The 18,085-nt window shown below is 71.7% G+C and carries 20 protein-coding genes and 1 pseudogene; 15 read left to right on the top strand and 6 right to left on the bottom strand.

Annotation, left to right across the window (positions count from 1 at the left end; all coding sequences use genetic code 11):
- Positions 1-25 precede the first annotated feature (25 nt).
- From EDF63_RS04115 to EDF63_RS04140, 6 genes are all read left to right on the top strand, one after another.
- Positions 26-727, top strand: a complete 702-nt coding sequence (locus EDF63_RS04115; RefSeq protein WP_123311421.1) for an SDR family oxidoreductase — start codon at positions 26-28, stop codon at positions 725-727.
- A gap of 176 nt (positions 728-903) precedes the next feature.
- Positions 904-1,362, top strand: coding sequence for a hypothetical protein (locus tag EDF63_RS04120; protein ID WP_148061720.1), 459 nt, complete (start codon positions 904-906; stop codon positions 1,360-1,362).
- Between the two features lie 137 nt (positions 1,363-1,499).
- Positions 1,500-2,198, top strand: coding sequence for a GAF and ANTAR domain-containing protein (locus tag EDF63_RS04125; protein WP_123311425.1), 699 nt, complete (start codon positions 1,500-1,502; stop codon positions 2,196-2,198).
- A gap of 12 nt (positions 2,199-2,210) precedes the next feature.
- Positions 2,211-2,927: a GAF and ANTAR domain-containing protein gene (locus EDF63_RS04130; RefSeq protein WP_123311427.1), complete on the top strand. Its 717-nt coding sequence runs from the start codon at positions 2,211-2,213 to the stop codon at positions 2,925-2,927.
- 96 nt (positions 2,928-3,023) lie between these two features.
- On the top strand, positions 3,024-4,115 hold the full coding sequence (locus EDF63_RS04135) for a fatty acid desaturase (RefSeq protein ID WP_123312205.1): 1,092 nt from the start codon (positions 3,024-3,026) through the stop codon (positions 4,113-4,115).
- A 125-nt stretch (positions 4,116-4,240) separates the two neighbouring features.
- Positions 4,241-5,239 carry a matrixin family metalloprotease gene (locus EDF63_RS04140; protein WP_123311430.1) on the top strand — a complete coding sequence of 333 codons (999 nt, stop codon included), beginning with the start codon at positions 4,241-4,243 and terminating at the stop codon, positions 5,237-5,239.
- 27 nt (positions 5,240-5,266) lie between these two features.
- Here EDF63_RS04140 and EDF63_RS04145 read toward each other — a convergent pair whose 3' ends face one another.
- Positions 5,267-5,917, bottom strand: coding sequence for an SDR family oxidoreductase (locus EDF63_RS04145; RefSeq protein WP_123311432.1), 651 nt, complete (start codon positions 5,915-5,917; stop codon positions 5,267-5,269).
- A gap of 86 nt (positions 5,918-6,003) precedes the next feature.
- On the opposite strand from EDF63_RS04145, the gene EDF63_RS04150 reads away from it, so the two are divergent.
- A complete protein-coding gene (locus EDF63_RS04150; RefSeq protein WP_185021283.1) occupies positions 6,004-6,513 on the top strand; it encodes a DUF4126 family protein in 510 nt (169 codons plus the stop codon).
- Between the two features lie 27 nt (positions 6,514-6,540).
- On the opposite strand, the gene EDF63_RS04155 is transcribed toward EDF63_RS04150, so the two are convergent.
- On the bottom strand, positions 6,541-7,086 hold the full coding sequence (locus tag EDF63_RS04155; protein ID WP_123311436.1) for a TetR/AcrR family transcriptional regulator: 546 nt from the start codon (positions 7,084-7,086) through the stop codon (positions 6,541-6,543).
- 90 nt (positions 7,087-7,176) lie between these two features.
- Between EDF63_RS04155 and EDF63_RS04160 the strand changes: the two genes are divergently transcribed.
- The 3 genes from EDF63_RS04160 (at position 7,177) to EDF63_RS04170 (ending at position 9,466) form a co-directional block, all read left to right on the top strand.
- On the top strand, positions 7,177-7,920 hold the full coding sequence (locus EDF63_RS04160; RefSeq protein WP_123311438.1) for an SDR family oxidoreductase: 744 nt from the start codon (positions 7,177-7,179) through the stop codon (positions 7,918-7,920).
- 113 nt (positions 7,921-8,033) lie between these two features.
- Entirely contained in the window at positions 8,034-9,005 is a 972-nt protein-coding gene (locus EDF63_RS04165) for an NAD(P)-dependent oxidoreductase (RefSeq protein ID WP_123311440.1), read from the top strand.
- Positions 9,006-9,130: 125 nt separating this feature from the next.
- Complete coding sequence (locus tag EDF63_RS04170; RefSeq protein ID WP_260232967.1) at positions 9,131-9,466, top strand: sigma factor-like helix-turn-helix DNA-binding protein; 336 nt, start codon at positions 9,131-9,133, stop codon at positions 9,464-9,466.
- A 3-nt stretch (positions 9,467-9,469) separates the two neighbouring features.
- Here EDF63_RS04170 and EDF63_RS19100 read toward each other — a convergent pair whose 3' ends face one another.
- The gene (locus EDF63_RS19100) at positions 9,470-9,844 is read right to left on the bottom strand and encodes a carboxymuconolactone decarboxylase family protein (RefSeq protein ID WP_395871345.1); all 375 of its coding nucleotides are present in this window, start codon (positions 9,842-9,844) and stop codon (positions 9,470-9,472) included.
- Between EDF63_RS19100 and EDF63_RS04180 the strand changes: the two genes are divergently transcribed.
- Positions 9,732-10,895, top strand: coding sequence for an aldo/keto reductase (locus tag EDF63_RS04180; protein ID WP_123311442.1), 1,164 nt, complete (start codon positions 9,732-9,734; stop codon positions 10,893-10,895). The genes EDF63_RS19100 and EDF63_RS04180 overlap by 113 nt on opposite strands.
- 72 nt (positions 10,896-10,967) lie before the next feature.
- Here the strand turns inward: EDF63_RS04180 and EDF63_RS04185 are convergent, their stop codons facing one another.
- Together EDF63_RS04185 and EDF63_RS04190 are read right to left on the bottom strand one after the other, a co-directional pair.
- Positions 10,968-12,233, bottom strand: coding sequence for a cell wall metabolism sensor histidine kinase WalK (locus EDF63_RS04185; RefSeq protein WP_221180525.1), 1,266 nt, complete (start codon positions 12,231-12,233; stop codon positions 10,968-10,970).
- A 92-nt stretch (positions 12,234-12,325) separates the two neighbouring features.
- Positions 12,326-13,009: pseudogene (locus tag EDF63_RS04190) on the bottom strand (response regulator transcription factor); the annotation flags it as partial.
- 138 nt (positions 13,010-13,147) lie between these two features.
- Here EDF63_RS04190 and EDF63_RS04195 point away from each other — a divergent pair.
- From EDF63_RS04195 to EDF63_RS04210, 4 genes are read left to right on the top strand one after another with little or no spacing between them, the layout of a single operon-like run.
- A complete protein-coding gene (locus tag EDF63_RS04195) occupies positions 13,148-14,248 on the top strand; it encodes a MoxR family ATPase (RefSeq protein WP_123311446.1) in 1,101 nt (366 codons plus the stop codon).
- Positions 14,245-15,159, top strand: coding sequence for a DUF58 domain-containing protein (locus tag EDF63_RS04200; protein ID WP_123311447.1), 915 nt, complete (start codon positions 14,245-14,247; stop codon positions 15,157-15,159). The genes EDF63_RS04195 and EDF63_RS04200 overlap by 4 nt, the downstream gene beginning before the upstream one ends.
- Positions 15,156-16,151, top strand: coding sequence for a VWA domain-containing protein (locus tag EDF63_RS04205; RefSeq protein WP_123311449.1), 996 nt, complete (start codon positions 15,156-15,158; stop codon positions 16,149-16,151). Before EDF63_RS04200 ends, EDF63_RS04205 begins: the two co-directional genes overlap by 4 nt.
- 16 nt (positions 16,152-16,167) lie before the next feature.
- The gene (locus EDF63_RS04210; RefSeq protein WP_123311451.1) at positions 16,168-17,142 is read left to right on the top strand and encodes a S1C family serine protease; all 975 of its coding nucleotides are present in this window, start codon (positions 16,168-16,170) and stop codon (positions 17,140-17,142) included.
- An 18-nt stretch (positions 17,143-17,160) separates the two neighbouring features.
- On the opposite strand, the gene EDF63_RS04215 is transcribed toward EDF63_RS04210, so the two are convergent.
- Complete coding sequence (locus EDF63_RS04215) at positions 17,161-18,048, bottom strand: helix-turn-helix transcriptional regulator (protein ID WP_123311453.1); 888 nt, start codon at positions 18,046-18,048, stop codon at positions 17,161-17,163.
- Between the last annotated feature and the right edge of the window lie 37 nt (positions 18,049-18,085).

Here is an 18,085-nt window from a genome sequence, read left to right on the forward strand (position 1 = left end):
CACCCGCACGGCAGGAGGAGACACCATGGAGATCGCTGGATCGGTCGCACTCGTCACCGGCTCGAACCGGGGCATCGGACGCCGCTTCGCCCTGCAGCTGCTGGAGCGCGGGGCCACCAAGGTCTACGCGACCGCACGCCGACCGGAACTCGTCGACGTCGAGGGCGTGGTGGCGCTGCCGCTCGACATCACCGACCAGGCGTCGATCGCGGCGGCGGCCGCAGCCGCGGGCGACGTCACCCTGCTCGTGAACAACGCGGGCATCTCGACGACGGGCTCGCTGCTCACCGACGACCTGACGGACGCGCGCCGCGAGATGGACACGCACTACTGGGGGAACCTCGCGATGATCCGTGCGTTCGCACCGGTGATCGAGCGCAACGGTGGCGGTGGCATCGTGAACGTCCTGTCCGCGCTGTCCTGGTTCGTCTACCCGGGATCCGGTGCGTACGCGGCGGCGAAGGCCGCCGAGTGGAACCTGACGAACGCCGTCCGGCTGGAGCTCGCCGGCAAGGGGATCAGCGTGCAGGGGCTGCACCTCGGCGCGGCGGACACGGACATGATGGACGGCTACGAGGGACCGAAGGTCGACCCGGCCGACGTGGCGCGGGCTGCGCTGGACGGCGTCGAGCGCGGCGCGGCCGAGGTCGTCGTCGACGAGTGGAGCAGCGCGGTGAAGGCGTCGCTGTCGCAGGACCCGTCGGCGTTCTACGCGCAGTTCGCCTGAGCGGGGCGGCGCCGGGGTCGCACCCGGCGCCCCGCCGCCGTGCGGGGTGGGGCGCGTCCCGCAGCCGGTCGGCTGGGAGGGCTCACATCCCCGGGTCCCACACTGACGCCACGGTGTCGCCGTACCGAGTCCGAGATCCTCTCGTGCTCCCGCGGGGAGCCGCCAAGGGAGTCATCATGACGGACCAGTCCGAGGCGGCCTCGACGCCGCTCGCGCTCACGAGTGTGGTGGCCTCCGGCCTGCCCACCGAACTCGGCAAGCCCACGGCGGCGAAGTACTACGACGTCCCGGCGGTGTTCAACCGCCGACCCGACGCGGTCGAGATGGCGGGCCTGCGCGGTGCCGAAGGGCACGCGCAGCTCGTGACCGCCGGCTACCCCGACGTCACGCTGGACGTGCAGGACCGGCGTCTCGTCATCGGCAACACGAACCTCGGCCAGCTCGAACGCGGTCTCGCGACGGTGGTGGCGACGATCGTCGACGTCGTGAGTCGGGCCGCGCTGTTCGACAAGGAGCAGGTCCGCGACGCTGCCCGCATCGAGTTCGACGACCGCGCGGCTCGAGCCCGCGAGGTCACGCGGGCGGCGGAGCGGATCCACTTCGTGCCGGAGCCCGCGCAACTCAACGCGGGGTGACGGCGTCCGGGCCGTCGACGGCTCGTGCCCTCGACGGCCCGGGCAGGCGACGGCTGCGGAGCACTGCGCTAGCGTGGCAGCACGCGGGGACCGGATCAGCCCCCGCGTTCGAACCGGACCAGGACGGTGTCCCTCTGATGAACGACTTCACGACGGCGGTGACCGCGCTGCAGGCCGCCCCTGACGGCTCGGACATGTGCCCGCCGTTCCTGTCGACGCTGCCCGTCACCGGGGTCGGCATCTCGACGCTCGGCAACCCGCTCGGGTCGGGGACGGTGTGCGCGAGCGACGCGCGAGCGGAGCGGATCGACGAGATCCAGTTCGACCTCGGCGAGGGCCCGTGCTGGCAGGCGCTGACGACTCGCCGCCCGGTCCTGGAGTCCGACCTGTCCAACACGACGAACACCGGTTGGCCGCTCGCACTCGAGGAACTCCTGCGCGCCGGGGTCGGGGCCGTGTTCTCGTTCCCGATGCGCATCGGGACGATCCCGGTCGGCGCGGTCGACCTGTCCGTGGACAGCGAGCGCACCCTGACCGTGGGTCAGATCCGCGGCGCGGTGGAACTCACCGAGGTCGCCGCCCGTCGGGTGCTCCGTGGTGCGCTGCTCGCGGCGGCGGCGGACGGGCGAGCCGACATGGAGACCAGCCGGTACTCCCGACGTGAGGTGCACCAGGCGACCGGCATGGTCGCAGCACAGCTCGGGGTGGACGTCTCCGACGCCCTCCTCGTGCTGCAGGCGCACGCCTTCGCCACCGAACGCACCGTCCGCGACGTCTCGAACGACGTCATCGCTCGCCGCATCGACCTCGCCCGGCCGTACGGTTCCGAGAACTGAGGAGCACGCCCCATGGCACCGACCCGCGAGCGCCGGCTCATCGACACCTTCGTCACACTGACCGACACCCTCGTCGACGAGTACGACGTCGTCGACCTGCTGCAGAACCTGGTCGACAGCGTCGTCGACATCTTCGACGCCTCGGCCGCGGGCATCCTGCTGGCGAACCAGAACCAGGAGCTCGAGGTCGTGGCGTCGACCAGTGAACGATCGAGCTTCGTCGGACTCCTGCAGCTCGACGCCGGCGAGGGGCCGTGCGTGGAGTGCTTCGCGACCGGGCGTCCCGTGTCCGTCGGCGACCAGGCGGAGATGCAACGCCGGTGGCCGACGTTCGCCGCCGCGTCCGCCGAGTCGGGGTACGCGTCGGTGCACGCGATCCCCATGCGGTTGCGGGACACGACGCTCGGATCGCTCAACCTGTTCCGCGAGACCGAGGGTGCGCTGAACCGTGACGACGCGCTGGCCGCGCAGGCGCTGACCGACGTCGCGACCATCAGCATCCTGCAGCAGCGGACCCTGCAACACGCGGCGCTGACGCAGGCGCAGTTGCAGCGAGCCCTCGACAGTCGGGTCGTGATCGAGCAGGCCAAGGGCTTCGTGGCGTACACGCACTCGGTCGAGACGGATGCGGCGTTCGAGCTGCTGCGACAGTACGCGCGGTCCCACCAGGAGCGGCTCGCCGACGTCGCCCGCGCGATCGTCGAACGTCGTCTGGTCCTCCCCGCCTGATCCCGTGTATCCCCGGTCCTGACCGGCGTACGATCACCAGCAAGTCGTAGCCCCGGACCCCGGTTGCAGGCGCAGCACTGGATCCAGGAGGACACCATGGGCGACGAACTGGTCGTACCGACGGGCTACCGGAAGACCGAACGACGGTCGCCCCGAGCCGACACCACCTCGACGTACACCGCGCTGCTCGCGCAGGTGCGCACCGCGGGGCTCCTCGGCCGGCGGACGGGCTGGTACTGGGGTCTCATCGCCGTGCTCGCCGTGCTGCTCGGCATCACGGGCGGGGCGTTCGCCGTGCTCGGCGGCTCCTGGTACCAGCTGATCGTGGCCGGCGTGCTGGGCGCACTGTTCACGCAGTTCGCCTTCCTGTCCCACGAGGCCGCACACCGTCAGGTCTTCGCGTCGCACCACTGGAACGACCGAGCGGCCCGCTACGCCGGCACGTTCCTGACCGGGATCAGCTACGCGTGGTGGATGAACAAGCACACCCGGCACCACGCCAACCCGAACACGGTCGGTAAGGACCCCGACATCTCGTTCGACGCGATCTCGTTCCGGCCCGAGGACGCCGCCAGCCGGACCGGCTTCCTGCGCGTGCTCGTCCGGGTGCAGGGCTACGCGTTCTTCCCGATGCTCCTGGTCGAGGGTGTGAACCTGCACTGGCAGTCGATCCGCACGTACACCAGCCGCGGCCCGGTGAAGCGGCGGTGGGCCGAGGGATCCGTCTTCGTCGGGCGGTTCGTGCTCTACCTGGGGGTCGTGTTCTGGTTCCTGCCGGTCGGCATGGCCTTCGCGTTCCTCGGCGTGCAGCTCGCCGTGTTCGGGTTCCTCATGGGCATCGCGTTCGCGCCGAACCACAAGGGCATGCCCGTCATCGAACCCGGCCGCCGCGTGGACTTCTTCTCACGCCAGGTCCTGACCTCGCGCGACATCGGGGGCGGCGCGTGGGTCGAGTACTTCATGGGCGGGCTGAACCACCAGGTGGAGCACCACCTGTTCCCGAGCATGGCGCGCCCGAACCTGCGCGCGGCCCGGGACATGGTCCGCAGGTACTGCGCCGACCAGGGCGTGCCGTACACCGAGACGACGCTGGTGCACTCCTACGTCATCGTGGTCCGCTACCTCAACGAGGTCGGTCTGGCGGCGCGCGATCCGTTCGCGTGTCCGATGGTCGAGCGGCTGCGCTGACCGAACGCGTGGGCGGGGCAGCATCTGTCCTGTTGGCGCAGCCCTGGACCTGACGGGTGCCCATCGGCGAGCATGGACCCGATCAGGGACGGCGGGCACAGGGGCTCGCCGCGGGAAGGGCAACCATGCGTCCTGTCAGGAACACGCTCACCACCGGGGCGGTCATCGCACTCGTCGTCGGCCTCACCGCCACGGCGGCACCCGCGCAGGCGGCGACGCCGAGCGCGTCGGCGGCCGGCAGCCGTTGCGCCGCGGGGACGCTCTCGGTGCAGACGCTCCGGACGGGGTGCACGGTCGCGTCCGGCACGGTCGTGTTGCCGGACGGCCGCACGTTCGCCGTGCCGGCCCCCGGTGAGAGCGTGATGGCGAGCAGCTCCGCGGCGCCGGGTGCTCCCGAGCTGGCGGAGGTCGTCATCGCGAACACCGGCACCGGGGGTGTCGCGGTCCGCATCGACGAGGCGTGGAGCGGTTCGGCACCGGCGGTCCGCCGGGAGCAGGCGCGGAGCGCCGCGGCCAGTGCGGCGGCTGCCGCGCCGGCCGCCACGACCGCGGCCACCACCAAGTGCACCAGCACGGCCAACGCACGGAACGGGTACCGCTGGGCGAGCACGGTGCAGTGGTACTACAACGAGTCCGGCCAGAAGTCGTCGTACGCCAAGGATGCCCTGCGCAAGGCGGCGAACGCGTGGACGGGCACGATCTCGTCGTGCGACCGCACCGTGACCTCGTCCGCGCGGAACTCCTACGTGCGCCTGGCGACCCAGGCACCCGGGCTCACCGACAAGGGCGCGTGCTCGAAGAGCAACGGCTACAGCGTCGTCGGGTGGGGCAAGCTGCCCTCCGGGACCCTCGGCGTGACGTGCGTCTGGTACGACGGCAACGGCGTCGCCAAGGAGTCCGACCAGCGGTACGCCACGAGCTACAAGTGGAGTTCCACGGCCACCTGCTCAGGCGCCCGGTTCGACACCCAGGCCGTCGCCACGCACGAGTGGGGGCACCTGTACGGGCTCGGCCACGTGAAGACCGGCACCGGTCAGGTCATGGAGCCGTCCGGCGGGTACTGCGACACCGGATCGCGGACGCTCGGGCTCGGTGACATGACCGGCATCGCGGCGATCTACTGACGCGCGGCTCCGGGCAGCGCCCGACCGTCAGACCGCGTCGGCACGCAGGAAGTCCGCCACCGGCGTCGATCCCGAGTTGAACCGGATGGTGTTGCCCGCCGTGCCGGGGGTCTCGAGCACGTCGGCGATCACGTGCGCGACGTCGCCACGCGGCACGTCGGTCGAGGAGCCGTCCCAGTCCACCGAACCCGTCGCGTCGTCGTCCGTCAGGGTGCTCGGCGCCACGATCGTCCACTGCAGACCGGAGTCGCGCACCACGGCGTCGGCGATCGCCTTCGACTGTGCGTAGGCGAAGAAGTCGTCGTCCTGCGGCACCCCGTGGTCGAGCTGCGACCCGGACCACGACACCATGACGTAGCGGTCGACGCCGGCCTGCTTCGCGCCCTGCACCGACAGGATCGCGGCGTCGCGGTCGATCGCCCACGTCCGGTCGACGGACCCGCCGCCTGCACCGGCGGACCACACGACGGCGTCGTGCCCGCGGACGAGTTCCGCGAAGTCGGTCAGGGACTGCTGCTGGATGTCCGCGACCCGGGGCTCGCCGCCGTGGGCACGGATCTCGTCGGACTGGTCCGCGTCGCGGATGACCGAGGTGACCGTGTGGCCGCGCTCGCTGAGGATGCGGGTGGTGAGGAGTGCGACCTTGCCGTGGCCGCCGAAGACGATGACGTTGCTCATGCGGCGGACGCTACTCGGGCCGGCTCAGTACCCGCAGTCCGTGAGGACCCTCGGAGCGCTCGCGGCGCACGTGCGTACGGTCGGACTTGATCACGACTGGAGACACGATGAGCAAGCAGCACGAGCAGCACACCCTGGTCCGCACCCTGGTGCTCGGCATCCTGAGCGGTGGCCGCAGTGCCACCCCGCTCGCGGTGCTGGCGCTGAACCACGACCGGTCCTCGCTGAAGGGTTCGTGGCAGGACTGGAAGGTCTTCAGCACCCCGCTCGGCCGCGGACTCCTCGTCGCCTCGGCCGTCGGTGAGCTCATCGGCGACAAGCTGCCGATGACCCCGAACCGCATCTCCCCCGCCGGCCTCGTCGGTCGCATCGGCTCCGGCGCGCTCGTCGGCGCCGCGCTCGGGACGACCGGCAAGCGCGACCTGCGCATCGAGGGCGCGATCCTCGGAGGCGTCGGCGCCATCGTCGGGTCGTTCGTCGGATGGGGTGCCCGCAAGCTCGTCGGTGCCACCACGCGCCTGCCCGACCCGGTCGTGGCGCTCGCCGAGGACGCCGCGACCATCGCCGGCTCCGTGAAGGTCATCACCGCCGACTGATCAGCGCGAGGCGGCGGGCGGCACGCCTCACCGCGCGGCGAGCACTCCGGCGGTCGCGAGTCGGACCCGTTCCCGGGCTCGCTCTTCGTCGTCCCCGAACCGGTCGACCCCCCACGACACCGTCGTCAGCAGTTCGAACACCGCAGCGGCCTCCACCGCGGACGCGGTTCCCGCCGCCCGAGCACGGTCGAGCAGCTCCGCGGTGCGCGCGGTGAGTCGTGCGCACAACGTCCGGATCGGGGAATCCTCGTCCTCGATCGCGTCGGCGATGCACGAGGGCAGGTTCTGCCACACGCGCAGCTGCCACGTCAGTCGGAACATCCACTCGCGCAGCGCCGAGTCGGCGTCGAGGGCATCCAGTCCCGCCGAGTCGCCGATGATCGCGCGGACGCTGTCGTCCATCACGGCCGCGAGCAGGTCGTCGCGGGTGGGGAAGTTCCGGTAGAACGTCGCGTTCCCGACCCCGGCGCGGGTGGCGATGCCGTCGATGGGCGCGAGTATGCCGTCGGCGTCGAACACCTCGCGCGCTGCGGCAAGGATCGCGTCCCGGTTCCGCTGGGCATCGGCACGCATCTGCACTCCTGGCTTGACCTAAGTGGGGACCATCCCCACATAATGATCCGGGGAGATTCCCCGTTTCGCCAGCCTACTGCAGGAGTGATCATGTCCAACCAGCTCGAGAACCGCACCGTCCTCGTCACCGGCGCCAACGGGGGCCTCGGAACCGAGTTCGTCCGGCAGGCGCTCGACGGTGGTGCGCGCCGGGTCTACGCGGCGGCTCGCTCGCCGCGCGCGTGGGAGGACGACCGCGTCCAGCCGCTCGTGCTCGATCTCACCGACCCGTCGTCGATCGAGGCCGCAGCCGCGGCGGCGCCGGACGTCGACCTGCTGGTGAACAACGCGGGCATCGCGCCTGCGGCGGACGCCTCCATCGCCGCACCCTCGGACGAGTCCCTCGAGCGGGTCTTCGCAACGAACACCTTCGGCACCATCCGGATGTCGGCGGCGTTCGCACCGATCCTGGCGGCGAACGGCGGTGGTGCGATCCTCAACGTCCTGTCGCTCGCCGCGTGGACCCCGATCCCCACCGTGTACGCCGCGTCGAAGGCGGCTGCCTGGTCCGCGACCAACGGGCTCCGGGTGGAACTCGCACCGCGGGGCACCACGGTCACGGGACTCATCGTGGGCATGGTCGACACGGCGATGGGGGCCCGGTTCGACGTCCCGAAGTCCCGCCCGGAGGACGTGGTTGCCCAGGCCTACGAGGGCGCCGTCGCAGGTGTGTTCGAGGTCCTCGCCGACGACGACTCACGTTTCGTGAAGAGCCTGCTGTCGGAGCCGGCGGAAGCACTCGCAGCCGCGACCGAGGCCGCGATGCGTGCCGTCGTCGCGGAGCCCTCCGCGTAGCGGGCAGAGGCACGGCGCCGCACACGCTTCGTGAGCAGGAACGGTCGGGTCGCCCATCGGCACCCGACCGTTCCTGCTCACGATCCGAAGCGGCTCGGCCTACCGTGTGCCGCATGCGCATCGTCGTCATCGGAGCCACCGGCCACATCGGCACGTTCCTCGTCCCCCGCCTCGTCCGCTCCGGTCACGAGGTCGTCGCCGTCAGCCGCGGTACCCGTACCCCCTACGCCGACTCCCCCGAGTGGCAGCGGGTCGACCGCGTCAGCGCGGACCGCGAGCAGGAGGACCGCGACGGCACGTTCGGCACGCGGATCGCCGCGCTCGGCGCCGACGCCGTCGTCGACCTCGTCTGCTTCACCGTCGCCTCCGCCGAAGCCCTCGTCGAATCACTGCTCGGGACCGGCACGCACCTGGTGCACTGCGGCTCGATCTGGCGCGCGGGTGCATCCCGTGTGCTGCCGATCACCGAGGACGACTTCACGCCACCCTTCGGTGACTACGGAGTGCAGAAGGACGCGATCGCCCGGATGCTCAAGGACGAAACCGCATCAGGGGGTTTGGCGACGACGACGCTGCACCCTGGCCACATCAGCGGGCCGGGCTGGATGCCGATCGGTCCGCTCGGCAACCTCGACCCCTCGGTGCTGACGAGGCTGTCCGCCAGCGAGACGATCGAGGTCCCCGGTCTCGGCGCCGAGACGATGGCCCACGTGCACGCCGACGACGTCGCGCAGGCCTTCCAGCTCGCCGTCGAACGCCGCGATGCGGCGGTCGGCGAAGACTTCTTCATCACGGCCCCGACGGCGCTCACCGCGCGTGGGTACGCCCACCTGGCAGCGTCGTGGTTCGCCCAGGAGGCCCGGCTCCACTCCGTCAGCTGGGACCGGTTCCGCGAGACCACGACTCCAGAGCACGCTGGCGCCAGTTGGGAGCACCTGTCACGCAGCCAGGTGTTCAGCGTCGAGAAGGCCCGCCGTCTGCTCGGCTACACGCCCGCGTTCACCGCCGAACAGACGGTGCTCGATGCCGTCCGCTGGCAGGTCGACCACGACCGGCTCGAGGTGGCTGGCCCCCTCGTCGTCTGAGGACCGCACCCCCACCACATCGTTGCCCTTGCGCTCGATATTAGTTGCAGCTATTATCAGTCGCAGGTAATGTCGCCGCATGCACATCGATTGATCAACCGATGGCGGAACGAGACCGAGGAAGCATGATGGGCAAGGAAGACTTCGTACGCGGGAACGACCGCCTCGAACAGATGATGCAGCGCCCCGGCGTCGCAGACGCGGTGGCCGCACTCGAGGTCGAAGCGGACGAACTCGACCGCATCCACGCGATGAGCCTCGCGATGGTCCGCGAAGCCGGCAAGCGCACCCAAGCCGAGATCGCGCACGAGCTCGGCATCAGTCAGGGCGCGGTGTCCCAGATGGAGCGGCGAGAAGACATGTTGCTCTCCACGCTCCGCAGCTACATCACCGCGACCGGTGCCGAGAACCCACGGATCATCGTGACCGTCAACGGTCACGATGTCGAGCTCGCGATCTGAGCGTCAATCGGCAGGCGCGCCCTCGTTCACGGCGGCGAGCCCGTTGAGCGTCCGCGGGTAGCCGATCACCGGCACCAGGACGGTGAGCACGTCGAGCAGTTGCTGCCGGGTGTTCCCGACGTGCAGGTTGCCCGCGACGTGTCCCGTGACCTGCGCGTCGGCACCGCCAACCGAGGGAGGTACGGTCCTCCCCCCTTTCGCCGTCGGTGACCGGCCTAGCGTGGCAGCCGTGCCCGGCGAGACCCGCGGGCACGGAGAGGAAACCATGGAGTACCGCCAGCTCGGACGCACCGGCGTCGAGGTGAGCCCGCTCGCTCTGGGCACCATGATGTTCGGTCCGTGGGCGAACGCCGACGTGGAGGACTCGATCCGGATCATCCACCGCGCGCTCGACGCCGGCATCAACTTCGTCGACACCGCCGACGCCTACTCGGACGGCATCTCCGAGGAGATCGTCGGCAAGGCCATCAAGGGCCGCCGTGACGACGTCGTCCTCGCCACCAAGTTCTTCATGCCGATGGGCGAGGGCCCGAACCGCTCCGGGGGCTCGCGCCGCTGGATCATGCAGGAGGTCGAAAACTCCCTGCGCCGCCTCGGCACCGACCGCATCGACCTGTACCAGGTGCACCGTCCGTCCCCGACGACGGACGTCGAGGGGTACCGCCACATCGACACGGCCGCCGCGTACGGCAATGAACGCGAGGTCGGCGAGGGCATCCGCGCCTCCGGCGTCGACCGCGACGAGATCGTGGTCGAGACGAAGATCTGGGTCTCCGACTACGGCTACGACGAGACCCTGCACGCGTTCGAGAAGGCCACCGGCAAGCTCGGGTTCGACCGCGTCGACGTGCTGATCCTGCACCAGCCCGCGCCGGACCGCTTCGAACGGACGGTGCAGGCGTACAAGGCGCTCGAGGCGCTGTACGCCGACGGTCGGGTCGGAGCGATCGGCGTGAGCAACTTCATGCCGCACCACCTGCAGTCGCTGCTCGACGCGACCGACGTCATCCCGGCGCTCAACCAGGTCGAGCTGCACCCGTACTTCACGCAGCCGGACGTGCAGCGCGCCGACGCGGAGCACGGGGTCCTCGACCAGGCGTGGTCCCCCATCGGCGGGATCACCTTCTACCCGGGCTGGGGTGACGAGCGGGTCAGCGTGATGGACGACCCGACGATCCGGACCATCGCCCAGGCGCACGGCAAGACGCCGGCGCAGGTGATGCTCCGCTGGCACGTGCAGCAGGGGCGGAACGCGATCCCGAAGTCGACGAACCCCGGACGGATCGCGGAGAACTTCGACGTCTTCGACTTCGTGCTCTCCGAGGACGACCTCAGGGCCCTGGACGCGCTCGACACGGGCCGCCGGAACGGCCCGGACCCCGACGGTGCGGACACGAGCCGCTTCGAGCGGGTGATCCCGGAGGCCTGACGCGACCAGGAGACGGCCAGGAGGCCCGTGGCGGCGGCGCCACGGGCCTCCTGGCCGTCACGGGGTCGGCACTCAGGCGAGCGGGTCGCCGTCCGGCGGCTCGTCCGTCCTCGTCGGGGCGCCCGGCACGGCGCGCTCCGGCAACCAGATGACGAAGGTCGACCCGTCGGAGCCGCGACTCTCGAGGCGGAGGCGGCCCTCGTGGCTCTCCACGATCTGGCGCGCGATCGACAGCCCGAGGCCGCTGCCGGTGGAGGCGTCCGAGGACTCCCGGTAGAAGCGGTCGAACACCCGAGGCCGGGCATCGTCGGCGATGCCGGGGCCCTCGTCACGCACCGCGAGCCACGCCCACCCGCGGACGCTCCCGACGCCGATCGTCACGGTGGAGCCGACGGGTGCGAGCCGGACGGCGTTCGAGAGCAGGTTACCGAGTGCGCGCGACAGGGCGTCGGGATCGGCGAACACCACCGGGCCGCCGTGGATCCGCTCGCGGATCGTGAGGTCGCGGCGGCTCGCCAGGATCCCGTACTCCGCAGCAGCGGACGCGGCCAGCCGCGCGACGTCGACGTCGCGGTCGGTGAAGGCCTCGGACCGGGTGCGGGCGGTCGCGAGCAGGTCCTCGAGCAGGCGGCTCATCCGCCGGGTGGACTGCAGCACGACGTCGGCTGACGCCTGCCGTTCGGCCGGGGTGGCGGCGTCGTCGGCGAGGACGGCCTCGACGTTCGACTGCACGACGGCGACGGGGTTCCGCAGTTCGTGGGAGACGTCCTCGACGAGCATCCGTTCGGCCCGGAACGCGCGGTCGAGCCGGTCGAGCATCCCGTCGATGGTGTCGGCGAGGGTGTGCAGCTCGTCGGGAGGTCCTGACGCGTCGATGCGGCGTGACAGGTCGGTCGCGGTGATCTCCTGCGTCGCCCGGGTGATCGCACCGACGGGGCGGAGCGCGCGGCCGGCGACCCACCACCCGATCGCCAGGCTCAGGACGAACATCACGACCAGGGCGATGATCGAGTACTGCTGCAGCGACTGCAGGGACGTGTAGTTGACGGCGCGCTGCACCGTCTCGAGGTCGGCGACCTGGAACTGCTCGCCGGGCTTGTAGACGATCGTGCCGTCGGCGGCCTTGTAGAACTTCTTCACCGTGACGGGGTTGAGGGGCTCGGCGCTGACCGTGCTCGACAGGGCGACGTAGACGGCGGCGAGGGCGAGTGCGGTGATCCCGAACAGGACGGCGCTGTACGTCAGGGTCAGGCGCATCCGGATCGTGCGTGCCCAGGCCGGCAGGCGGAGGAGCCGGCGGTCGCCGACCTCGCGCCTGGCCCGGTCGAGCGCGCTCACGACGCAGCGCCGGCCGCGCCGACCGCCCGTACCGGCGCGGCTGGCGCTCCGAGCGTCGACGAGTCCCCGGTGCCGTCCTCGGTGAGTTCCCGGAGCCGGTACCCGCGGCCGACGACGGTCTCGATCGCCGGCTCTTCGTCCGCGACGCTGAGCTTCCGGCGGAGCGTGCCCACCGTGACCCGGACGGTCTGCGTGAACGGGTCGGCGTTCTCGTCCCACACGTGCTCGAGCAGTTCCTCTGCCGACACCACGTAGCCGACACGGCCGAGCAGGTACCGCAGCACCCCGAACTCCTTCAGGGTCAGCGCGAGTTCGCGGTCGCCACGGCGCGCGAGCTGCCGCGCGGTGTCGACGACGATCGGGCCGTCGACGAGCACGGAGGACGCGGCCTCGCCCGAGCGCCGGGTGAGTGCGCGCATCCGGGCGGTGAGCTCGACGAGCGCGAACGGTTTCACCAGGTAGTCGTCGGCACCGAGGTCGAGCCCGCGGACCCGATCGCGCAGCTGCCCACGGGCGGTGAGCATGAGGATCCGCGGCCCGGTCCGTCCGGTGCCGGCGGACCCGTCGGCCCCGGCGCGGATCTCGCCCGCCAGCGCGAAGCCGTCGCCGTCGGGCAGGTTCACGTCGAGCAGGACGATGTCGTAGTCCGTGACGGCGAGCTTCCCGCGGGCGTCCCCGAGCGTGCCGGCGGCGTCGACCGCGTACCCCTCACGCTGCAGGGCGACGCGCAACGCGGTCACCAGACCGGCTTCGTCCTCCACCATCAGCACGCGCATGCCTCACGGTAACCAGGGCGGCTGGGCGACTGACAGGTACTGTCCGTTCCCCCTTTTCGGTCCGGTTTCGATCCGGCTTCCCGTCGTTTTCGCCCCTGGCGACTGGAGTGGGACGCACCCGAACGACAGGAGGACACCATGACCGAAGCCGCCCACGCCGACCCGTACACGACGCCGTCCGCGTCAGCCGTCCTCGAACGCGCACTGTTCGAGGTCAAGCACGTGGTCGTCGGCCAGGACGCCATGGTCGAGCGGATGATGATCGGGCTGCTCGCCCGGGGCCACGTGCTGCTCGAGGGCGTCCCCGGCGTCGCGAAGACCCTCGCGGTCCGCACCCTGGCCACCGTCGTCGGCGGGGACTTCGTCCGCCTGCAGTTCACCCCCGACCTGATGCCGTCCGACATCGTCGGCACGCGGGTCTGGCGGCCGTCCACCGAGACCTTCGACGTCGAACCCGGACCGGTGTTCGCCAACCTCGTGCTCGCCGACGAGATCAACCGCGCTCCCGCCAAGGTGCAGTCGGCGCTGCTCGAGGCGATGGCCGAGCAGCAGGTCTCGATCGGTGGGCAGACCCACCGGCTCCCCGACCCCTTCATCGTGCTCGCCACCCAGAACCCGATCGAGAACGACGGCGTGTACGCGCTCCCCGAAGCGCAGCGCGATCGCTTCCTGCTCAAGGTCGACGTCGACCATGCCGACGAGCTCGGGGAGCTGACCATCGTGCAGCGGATGAGCGCCGACCGGCCACGCGCGCAGCAGATCCTGACGGTGCCGGACATCGTCCGGCTGCAGGCCGAAGCCGAGCAGGTCTTCGTGCACCACGCGGTCGCCATGTACGCCGTGCAGCTCGTGATGGCGACCCGCCACCCGCACCGGTACGGCGTGCACACCCTCGACGGAGTGCTCGAGTACGGCGTCAGTGCTCGCGGGTCGCTCGGCCTGGTCGCCGCGGCCCGGGCGCTCGCGCTCCTCCGGGGCCGCGACTACGTGCTGCCCGGTGACATCGCGGACGTCGCCTCCGACGTGCTCGCGCACCGCCTCGTGCTCACCTTCGACGCCGTCGCCGACGGGATCGACCCCAGGACCGCTGTGGAGGCCGTGCTCGCGGCCGTCCCGCAGCCTCGGATCGCGTCGTCCGAGGACCCGAGCGCGGTCGCGGCGGGCGGTGACACGCAGTACCCCCCAGCTGCGCAGTCCCCCGCCGCGGCCGCTTCCACCCCGTACGAGGCGACGCCGTGAGCGACGCCGCACGGCTCCGCCGCCTCGAGCTCACCGTCCGGCGCCGTGTCGACGGCACGGTGCACGGCGACCACCAGGGCCTGTCCCTCGGCACGGGCAGCGACCCCGAGGAACTCGTGCGCTACCAGCCCGGGCACGACGTCCGCCGGATCGACTGGAACGCCACGGCTCGCGCCGGCGAACCGTACGTCTGGCTCACCCGCGCTGAGCACGCCCTCGAGACGTGGGTGCTGGTCGACCGCTCGCCGAGCATGGCCTTCGGCACCACCGACCGTGAGAAGGCCGACGTCGCCACCTGGACGGCGGCGGCGATCGGCCTGCTCACCACCGGCGCGGGTGACCGGGTGGGACTCGGCGTCGTCGGCACCGAGGGGATCCGCTGGACCCCTCCGCGCGCCGGTCGCACCACCGCCCGCCGCGTGCTCCGTGCCGATCCGGGCCCCCGCGACGGCGTCCCGACGACCGACCTGGCCGCAGCGCTCCGCGTGTTCGCCGCCCAGGCGCCCCGCCGCGGTCTGCGGGTCGTCATCAGTGACCTGCTCGACCAGCCGGCGACCGACAGCGCGCGGCTGCCGTGGGAACCCGCCCTGCGTCGGCTGTCGGCACGCCACGAGGTCATCGTCGTCGAGGTGCTCGACCCCCGCGAGCTCGACCTGCCCGACGTCGGCGACGTCGTCTTCGTCGACCCGGAGTCCGGCGCCCAGCGCGTCGTCGCCACCTCGGACCGGGCACTCCGCACCGCGTACGCCGCCGGAGCAGCCGCCCACCGCGCGGCCACCGCCACCGCCGTCGGCGCCGCCGGGGCCGACCACCTGGTCCTGCGCACCGACGATGACCTCGGCCGCGAACTCACCCGCTTCATCCACCGCCGGCACCGCACGCCCGCCCGATCGGCACGGAGGACCCGATGACCTTCCTCACACCCTGGTTCCTGCTCGCCCTGGTGCCGGTGGCGGCGCTCGCCGTGGCGTACCTGCTCGTCCAGCGCCGACGCCGTCGGTACGCCGTGCGCTTCGCGACCCTGCCGATGCTCGACAAGCTCGTCCCGAAGCAGCCCCGGTGGCGTCGGCACCTGCCCGCGGCGCTCGTCCTGGTCGGCCTGACCGCCCTCGGCTTCGCCGGTGCGCGCCCCGAGATCGACGTCCGGGTGCCGTACGAGCGTGCCACGGTCATCGTCGCGATCGACACGTCCGGCTCGATGCAGGCCGACGACGTCGACCCGAACCGGCTCGAGGCCGCCAAGTCCGCCGCCGAGTCCTTCGTCGCCGAGATGCCGGAGACGTTCAACGTCGGGGCGATCGCCTTCGCCGGCGGCGCGGACGTCCTGGCTCCGGCCACCCGCGACCACGAAGCGGTCCGGGAGGCCATCGCCGGCATGGACGACGGCGGCGGTGGGACGGCGATCGGCGAGGCCGTCTTCGAGGCGGTCGGCGAGGTCGACCGCCTCAGTGACGAGGGTGCCACCGGCTCGGCGTCGCCGTCCCCGACCCCCGGCGGGTCCGGGGAACCGGAGCGCATCCCGGCGCGACTCGTGCTGCTCTCCGACGGCGCGAACACCACCGGGCGCGAACCCGCCGCGGCCGCCGAAGCAGCTCGCGAAGCCGGCATGCCCGTCTCCACCATCGCCTACGGCACCGATTCCGGGGTCGCGAACCTCTGGGGGACGCAGCAGGCCGTCCCCGTCGACGAGACCTCGCTCCGCCAGCTCGCGGACGAGACCGACGGACGGTTCTACCGGGCGTCCAGCACCGACGAACTCCGCGAGGTCTACCAGGACATCGGCTCGTCGATCGGTTGGCACGAGGAACCCGTCGAGATCACGCCGTGGCTCGCCCTGCTCGGCATGCTCCTCGCCCTCACCGCCGGCGCGCTCTCCCTCCGCTGGTTCGCCCGCATCGTCTGAACACGAGGACACGACCATGAGTGACACCCCGCCCGGCATCGGCCGGTCCGCAGGTCCACAGCACTGGTCCACCGGCGCACCGCCCGAGCGATCTGCGCGACCAGACGGCGGACGGGAGGCCCGGGACCAGCTCGCAACGGGCCTCCCGTCCGTCCCCACGCCCGTCCAGGGCCCCCCACCGGACCCGGCCACCCGCCGATCCGAGTTCGACGAGCCGGCACCGCGCCGCGAGCGGCGGGGCGGCGGCCGAACCGCGACCGTCCTCGTCGCCGCGCTCGTCCTCGGCGGCACCGCGGGGGTCACCGGCGCCCTGCTCGTCACCCCGGACTCCCCGGTCAGCGCCCCGGTGGCCGGTCGGCAGCAGTCCGGCACGTCCGGCTCGTCGGGGACGTCCGGCTCGTCCGGCGGTACTGCGACCGACGCCGAGGACGCCGCCCAGCGGATGCTGCAGAGCGTCGTGCAGGTCCGCACGACCGGCGGGAGCGGATCCGGCTTCGTCATCGACGACGCCGGACACGTCATGACGAACCACCACGTCGTCGACGGTTCGTCGGCCGTACGGCTCGTACTGCCCGACGGCACCAGCACCGACGGCCGGGTCGTCGGCAGCGACGAGGACAGCGACATCGCGGTCATCGAGGCGACCGGCCTGACCGTGCCCGCAGCCGACCTCGGACGCAGCGCCGACCTGCGGATCGGCGAGTCCGTCATCGCGGTCGGGTCCCCGCTCGGCCTGAACGGCACCGTCACCTCGGGCATCATCAGCGCCCTCGAACGGACCTCGCAGCGATCGGCGCAGCCGCTCGTGCAGACCGACGCGTCGATCAACCCCGGCAACTCCGGCGGGCCGCTGGTCGGGCTCGACGGCCGCGTCGTGGGGGTGAACACGTCGATCGCGACGCTCGGCTACTCCTCCGGCAACATCGGCATCGGCTTCGCGGTGCCCATCGATGACGCCGCACGCATCGCGGACGACATCATCCGGGGCTGACGCTCCGCGGGGCACCGCTCATCCGGGGCTGACCGCGCTGCGCGCGCGTTCCGCGATCTGCTCCGTCGCCGCCCAAGAAGCGAGCAGGCGGAGCGCGTCGGCGGTCGGGCTGCCCGGGGTCGCCGGGTAGATCGTCAGCGCGAGTCCGGGGTCCTCGGCGAGTTCGAGCGTCTGGAAGTGCAGCTCGAGCGGGCCGACGACGGCGTGGTGGAAGGACTTCACGCCGGCGTAGTGGCGCCGGACGTCGTGTGCGGCCCAGAGCGCGCGGAAGTCGTCGCTCCGCATCGAGAGTTCCCCGATGAGCGCCGCGAGGTCGCGGTCGTTCGGCGTGCGGCCGGCCTCGCGCCGCAGGATCGCGACGTTCGTGTGCGCCGCCCGCTGCCAGTCCTGGTAGAAGTTCCGCGCCTGGGGGTCGAGGAAGATGAAGCGCGAGAAGTTCATCGGTCGGGCCGGCGCCGACACCAGGTCCGAGTGCATGGCGTAGCCGAGGGCGTTGGCGGCGACGATGTCCTGGCGGTTGTTGATGATCATCGCCGGAGCGTCGGTGATGACGTCGAGCAGGTACTGCAGCTCCGGGCGGACCGCGGCGACCGGCACGACCGTGCCCGCCCGCCGCGGGGTCGCGTTCTGGTGCCGGGACAGGTCTCGGAGGTGTTCGAGCTCGGCCGCGTCGAGCTGCAGTGCGCCGGCGATGGCCTCGAGCACGCTGTCGGAGACGCCCTGCAGGTTCCCCCGCTCCAGTCGCGTGTAGTAGTCGATGCTGACGCCTGCCAGCCGGGCGACCTCTTCGCGCCGGAGCCCGGTGACCCTGCGGCGGGTGCCGAACGTCTCGACCCCGGCCTGCTCGGGGGTGATGCGGGCGCGACGGCTGGACAGGAAGTCGCGGGCTTCGTCGCGGTGGTTCATGTCGTCACGGTAACGGGCCGGGGAGCATGCGAGCGAG

This window comes from Curtobacterium sp. JUb34, assembly GCF_003755065.1.
GTDB lineage: Bacteria > Actinomycetota > Actinomycetes > Actinomycetales > Microbacteriaceae > Curtobacterium.